The following is a 1,570-nucleotide window of genomic DNA, read 5'->3' as shown; positions in this document are numbered from 1 at the left end:
TAATATAGTGAAGATACTGTATGCCGAGTTGAGAATTTAATCAAACCTAGTTGATCAATCATGCAAACTTAATGATTTGATAATCAATTATAAAAAAAGATAAATAAAAATTAACTCAGCCGGCTCAAACTTTTTCAACTTCACGTTGTTGTTTTAAATATTCTAATCCCGCATAAATTTGCTGCTGAATCTGATCGCGAAAATCGCTTAATTGTTCAGCACTTTCAATATTCATTAGATTTTGCCGCGGCATAAATTGAAAATAAAAAGGTATACGTTTCGGAATGATATTTTTAGGTAAGGATGGAATAACATCGCCATGCCGGAGTAATTTATCCAGCTGCGGTACTTTTAACAGCTTTTGAAACCATTTGCTTTTGATAATCTGATTTGCATCGAATCCAATTTCAAAGACTTCATCCCCACCCAGAGCGGCAAATGGAACGATGTCGTAATTAAATTCCTGTGCCAGTTTCAAAAATCCATAACGCTGTTTCCAGATGAGCTGATAAGCCTCGCCTTTTCTTTTCAAGACCTCACGGCCACCGCCTGGAAAGACCAGGATCGAATAACCTTGCTGCATCGCGGCACGGATATATTCTTTTTCACCGTCAAGCGCACCGAACTTTTTAAATAGCGTTCGCCAAACCGGCAAATAAAAATGGCCATGATCAGCAACACTGACCACAGCCACTTTATGGTAGTTGTAGAGGTAATCAATCAAGATGGGTGAGTCAAACACACCGTACAGGGTATGATTACCGACATACATTGCAGGTTTGGATGCATCAATATGTTCAGCCCCTAAAAAAGTTGGGGTGAAATACAGTTTGGATAACACACTGAGGTGTTTGATCCATCTGGCATCATGCTCAACCTGCAATAGATGATTCCTTATGCTACCACGTGTTTTTGTACCAGAATCGAACCGACCGAATAACCCGCACCGAATGAGCAAAGTATACCGTACTCGCCATCATTCACTTCATGTGCCGTGCGGTGCAATGCAATGATCACACCTGCAGAAGAGGTATTGGCAAATTCATCTAAAATAATAGGTACAAGTGCACGGTCAGCATCTTTACCTACCACGAATTTTAAAATCAGGTCATTCATGCTGGCATTGGCTTGGTGCAACCAGAAACGTTTTACATTCGTCGGTGCAATTTCATTTTTCTCAAGTTGCTTGGTAATGATTTTCGCAACCAGCGGGCAAACTTCTTTAAACACTTTACGGCCGTCTTGACGGAACAGTTTGTCATCTACAACCGCATCTTCACTACGGTTGAGGTAACCGAAGTTGTTGCGGATGTTATTTGAGAACTGGGTAAACAAATGCGTATCTACAATTTCAAAACCGGTTTTAGTGGTTGTGTCTTCAATAATGGATGCTGTAGCAACATCACCAAAGATAAAGTGACAATCACGTGAACGGAAATCGGTATGACCCGAAGTAATCTCGACATTCACTAATAATACACGGCGTGCGCCACATTTAATCGCATCAGCCGCCTGTTTTAAGCCAAAGGTTGCAGCAGAACATGCCACATTCATGTCATAAGCATAACCT

General features: G+C 40.8%; 2 protein-coding genes. Both read right to left on the bottom strand.

What is annotated here, in order from left to right; genetic code table 11:
- Window positions 1–124: 124 nt before the first annotated feature.
- The gene (locus B2Y23_RS01670) at window positions 125–883 is read right to left on the bottom strand and encodes a lysophospholipid acyltransferase family protein (RefSeq protein WP_291356783.1); all 759 of its coding nucleotides are present in this window, start codon (window positions 881–883) and stop codon (window positions 125–127) included.
- A gap of 11 nt (window positions 884–894) precedes the next feature.
- On the bottom strand, window positions 895–1,570 hold a 676-nt coding region (locus B2Y23_RS01665; protein WP_291368621.1), incomplete at its 5' end, for a beta-ketoacyl-ACP synthase III.

It is taken from the genome of Acinetobacter sp. UBA5934, assembly GCF_002430855.1.
Lineage (GTDB): Bacteria > Pseudomonadota > Gammaproteobacteria > Pseudomonadales > Moraxellaceae > Acinetobacter.
The sequence above is the reverse complement of the archived record's forward strand: the minus strand, read 5'-3'. Positions and strand labels throughout refer to the sequence as shown.